Annotated in this window: 1 tRNA gene; it reads left to right on the top strand. The window is 50.1% G+C overall.

What is annotated here, in order from left to right:
- Positions 1 to 189 precede the first annotated feature (189 nt).
- Positions 190 to 261: transfer RNA gene (locus tag FY251_RS21810), tRNA-Ala, on the top strand.
- The last annotated feature ends 154 nt before the right edge of the window (positions 262 to 415 follow it).

Below are 415 nucleotides of genomic sequence, written 5' to 3' on the forward strand. Positions count from 1 at the left end.
GATTACTGTAGGGATGGCCTCAGTCGTTATAGCCATTATGGCCGTACTGTAACTCCAATTACCAGATTTCTATGCACTCCACGAGGCCGATGTAGTACTGGCCTAACCGAGACCGTGGGGCCGGTTCTCTATGTCCCGGTGCTTCGATGGGTTTAAGCAATCCCATCGGGAAGCAAACAATGCACGCAAGGGCTCGTAGATCAGGGGTAGATCACTCCCTTGGCATGGGAGAGGCCCCGGGTTCAAATCCCGGCGAGTCCATCCTTATTTTACCGTCGTGGATGAGAGATCGACGACACAGGTAGGCTGATTTGGGATGTAGCCCGGCAGATTCTATAATAAACCACACAATCGAGGGCACAATACTGTCTAACCAAGATATTAGGAGAAAAACCAGCTAGAGACATTACTAAAC

Origin of the sequence: Haloferax sp. KTX1, from assembly GCF_902410085.1 — an archaeon.
GTDB lineage: Archaea > Halobacteriota > Halobacteria > Halobacteriales > Haloferacaceae > Haloferax > Haloferax massiliensis.